We start from the raw sequence: 4046 nt of genomic DNA, 5'->3' as shown, positions 1-4046 counted from the left end.
AGAGTGAATGGAATTAAGATTCCTTATGTCATCAAACCAAGACGTGCAGGAGATATTGCGACATGTTTCGCAGATCCTACAAGAGCTAAGGAACAGCTTGGCTGGGTGGCTGAAAAGAATCTAGATGATATGTGTAGAGACACATGGAATTTTGCGAAGAAACAATTATTATAGTGAGGTATTTATGGCTAAGATTATTTTAACGGGGGATCGTCCGACGGGTAAATTGCATATTGGACATTATGTGGGTTCCTTAAGAAATCGTGTTCTTTTACAGAATTCTGGAGAATATGATGAAATTTATATTATGATTGCGGATGCACAGGCATTGACAGATAATTTTGATAATCCGGATAAGGTGCGTGAAAACATTTTAGAGGTAGCTTTGGATTATTTGGCTTGTGGTATTGATCCGAGTAAGACAACAATTTTTATTCAGTCTGAAATCAGTCAATTGACAGAATTGACATTCTATTATATGAACTTAGTTTCTGTAAGTCGTCTTCAAAGAAATCCAACTGTGAAGGCTGAAATTAAGATGCGTGGATTTGATGCGAGTATTCCAGTTGGCTTCCAGTGTTATCCAATTTCACAGGCTGCAGATATTACGGCATTTAAGGCGACTACGGTTCCTGCTGGAGAAGATCAGATGCCTATGATTGAACAGACGCAGGAGATCGTTCATAAATTCAATTCAATCTATGGGGAGACTTTAGTAGAGCCTAAAATCTTATTACCACAAAACTGTGCTTGTTTAAGACTTCCGGGTACAGATGGTAAGGCAAAGATGTCTAAGTCTTTGGGTAACTGTATTTATTTGTCGGATGATGAGGAGACAATCAAGAAGAAAGTTATGAGTATGTATACAGATCCTGATCATATTAAGGTGAGTGATCCTGGTAAGATTGAGGGAAACTGTGTATTTACATATTTGGATGCATTCTGTAAGCCAGAGCATTTCGAAAAGTATTTGCCGGAATATGAAAACTTGGATGCATTAAAAGCACACTATCAGCGTGGTGGTTTAGGAGATGTGAAGGTGAAGCGTTTCTTAAATAGTGTTATGCAAGAAGAGTTGGCTCCAATTCGTGAAAGAAGATTGGAATGGCAGGCAAAACTTCCTGAAGTTGTCAAGATTCTAGAAGAGGGTACGAAAAAGGCGTATGCGACAGCGGAAAAGACTTTGGATGAAGTGAAGTCAAGTATGAAGATCAATTATTTCAAAGATAATTCTTTGATCTAGGGGTATAGAAAATGGTAGTTGTAGATAAAGAAAATTTTATGGGTGGTACTGGTATTGCGCATTTTGAACATATCATGAGCGCACAAGAGATGCATGGTATGAATCGTGTGTATGCCAAGGTCACTTTAAAGAAGGGTTGTAGTGTTGGTTATCATGTGCATAATGGAGATGGCGAAGATTATTTCGTTCTTTCTGGAGTGGCAACATTGGATGATAATCATGAGCGAACTTTATATTTAAAGCCCGGGGAGCATTATTTTACACCGAGTGGTAAGGGTCATAGTATTTTGAATGAACAAGATGAGGATTTAGTCTTCATGGCTTTGATTATTTATGATTCTCAACAAAAAATGTAAACGGATTACTAATTTGTGCAAACATGATGAACAAAATTGATATATAATACTATTGGTTTTGTGAAAGCGTTTTCGCACATAGAACTATTTCTCTCTATAATATTTCTGTGAGAAATAATCCGTCAATTTATTCTCTTAAATCGCGACTTAATAGAGGATGCATAAAGAGTAGGAATACGCGCCTACTCTTTTTTGTTGGTCAAACTTTGTGTATTATAGATATAGGAACGTCTGAAGTGGGTAAAAGATGCGTCTCACACGCCGTAGTGGCCTGGGAAAGCGTCATTTATTTTTGAAAGGTAGGGTATGTTGTATGGCAATCAAGAGTTTTACAGATACATATAAAATTAAAGGTTCTGATATAGATCGATTCTGTCGTATTATGTCGGATACAAAAAAAATCAAAATTCAAATAACAAATGATCATCATGATCTAAAAGATGTTGAAGAATTCAAAAAAATGTTTGGATTCAGTAAATGAAGTACGTAACTGTTCTTTGAAATGTATTGATTCTAAACTTACTAGAAAACAAAAAAAGAGTTTTTTTGGAACGACCTATGCATTTGGAAAAACGAATAATACACAGTTAATTGGACAATTATCAAAGAATTATACAAATGGTAATGATAAATTGATTAGTGGGGATTTACTTATTGAACTAGCTTTCGAGCGTATTAAAGAAAAGAATATGTTAAGTCCTAGTCCAGTAATTCACATAGATTGCAAAGATGAGCCGAAGTTAAAATAATTTTATCAGAAAATGGGATTTGTTTATTTTAAGAAAAACGAGGATAAAGATTTGCTTATGTATTTGATGCCTATGAAAAAAGTGAAAGATGCGGATTTTACAAATGAAAGATGATGTATTGAGTATAATTTATTCTCTTAAATCGCGCCTTAATAGAGGATACATTAAGAGTTGGAATGCGCGCCTACTCTTTTTTGTTGCATAAATGGTTTAAAATAATTGAAATTAAGTACAAAATGTATGGAAAATGTAATATTATTAAATCATGAAAAGATTAAGTAGGATTGAGATATATAATTTTAAGAATATTAAAAGAGCCGAATTAGATTTTAAGAATTCTATATTGGGTTTGTATGGACAGAATGGTTCTGGTAAAACAGCTTTGATCGATGTGTTGGATTTAATTAAGACCATTTTATGTGGTCAAAAAATTTCATCGGATTTTTCAAATATGATTCATGTAGATGCAGACTATTCTAGAATTGTAGTGCAGTTTACTATTGATGAGAATGGAAGGCATAGTGAGATTGAATATTCGTTTAAATTCAATAGATCTTGTATTTATGATGAGATTCTTTCTTATGCGTATACGGATGGTGAAACAAGAGTTGCAAAGTCTAAATTGATAGATACTTCAAATTCACCTATTTTTAGTCCTGTATCTAAATATAAGTCTTTGATTGGACCTTCAAAAGTGAATGAATTGGATGTTATGGTGATTAAAAAGATGGCTCGTAAGGAATTTCGATCATTTATTTTTTCAAGTGAGTTTTTGGAAGTAGTTCGAAATAGAAGTGATGAATGTAAAGACGAAGAGTTTTTGCGTCATGTGTATATTTTAGAGAGTTTGGTTAATTTTGCGAATTATGAATTGTTTGTCGTGAAATCAAAGTGTTGTATAGATGATTCAATGGTTCTTTCTAAAAGTGCTTTGGATGTTTATAAGAAACGAATTGAAAGTATGAATCGAGTTCTTCCTTATTTGGTGCCTGATCTTACACTGGATGTACAAGTGCTTGAAAAAGAATTGATGAGGGATAGTTCTGTTGGATATCGTGTGGAATTGGTTTCAAATAAAATGCCATTTAAGTATGAGTCGGATGGTGTAAAGAGAATTGTATCGATACTACAACCTTTGATTGAAGTTTTTAATGCAGATTCAGTTGTGGTTGCGATTGATGATTTGGATTGTGGTATACATGAATATTTGTTTGGTGAAATCGTAAAGTTGATGAGTGAACAAGCAAAGGGGCAATTGATTTTCACAGCGCATAATTTGCGTCCGTTAGAAATAATCAATAAGAAGTTTCTAGTATTCACAACTACAGATCCAGACAATCGATATGTCCGTTATAAGAATATTGCAGCACATAATAATTTAAGGGATGTATATATAAGAGATATTGCATTAAGTGATTTTATAAAGAGTGCAGAGATTTCTTATGGGGTAAGAAAGGCAAAAGGGTAGTGTCAATGTCATTAAGTTAAGCAAATTCTTAAATTTATGAGTCTTACCTATAAATGGGTAGGGCTCTTTTTTTTGTGCAAGAAGTGTAAAAAACACTTGACAAGCCAAAAGCCGAAATTTTAAACATAATCCGAAGGAATTATAGAGGAGGATTTTCACCTATGATTCCAGATAAGATTTTAAATATTTTTAACCGTTCTATTAAAATCGTTTGCAGCAACATCGCTTGT

At 33.7% G+C, this 4046-nt stretch carries 5 protein-coding genes and 1 pseudogene; all 6 read left to right on the top strand.

All coding sequences use genetic code 11. From position 1 onward, the window contains the following. A pseudogene (locus H8911_RS13045) lies at positions 1 to 174 on the top strand (GDP-mannose 4,6-dehydratase); the annotation flags it as partial. Between the two features lie 10 nt (positions 175 to 184). Then, a complete protein-coding gene (gene trpS, locus H8911_RS11820) occupies positions 185 to 1243 on the top strand; it encodes a tryptophan--tRNA ligase (protein WP_117571709.1) in 1059 nt (352 codons plus the stop codon). Positions 1244 to 1254: 11 nt separating this feature from the next. Then, entirely contained in the window at positions 1255 to 1599 is a 345-nt protein-coding gene (locus tag H8911_RS11815) for a cupin domain-containing protein (protein ID WP_118115989.1), read from the top strand. Positions 1600 to 1912: 313 nt separating this feature from the next. After that, the gene (locus tag H8911_RS11810; protein WP_186999797.1) at positions 1913 to 2080 is read left to right on the top strand and encodes a hypothetical protein; all 168 of its coding nucleotides are present in this window, start codon (positions 1913 to 1915) and stop codon (positions 2078 to 2080) included. Then, a complete protein-coding gene (locus H8911_RS11805; protein WP_222621036.1) occupies positions 2064 to 2348 on the top strand; it encodes a hypothetical protein in 285 nt (94 codons plus the stop codon). The genes H8911_RS11810 and H8911_RS11805 overlap by 17 nt, the downstream gene beginning before the upstream one ends. A gap of 265 nt (positions 2349 to 2613) precedes the next feature. Then, complete coding sequence (locus tag H8911_RS11800) at positions 2614 to 3816, top strand: AAA family ATPase (RefSeq protein WP_117924398.1); 1203 nt, start codon at positions 2614 to 2616, stop codon at positions 3814 to 3816. Positions 3817 to 4046: the final 230 nt, after the last annotated feature.

It is taken from the genome of Holdemanella hominis, from assembly GCF_014306155.1.
GTDB lineage: Bacteria > Bacillota_I > Bacilli_A > Erysipelotrichales > Erysipelotrichaceae > Holdemanella > Holdemanella hominis.
The sequence above is the reverse complement of the archived record's forward strand: the minus strand, read 5'-3'. Positions and strand labels throughout refer to the sequence as shown.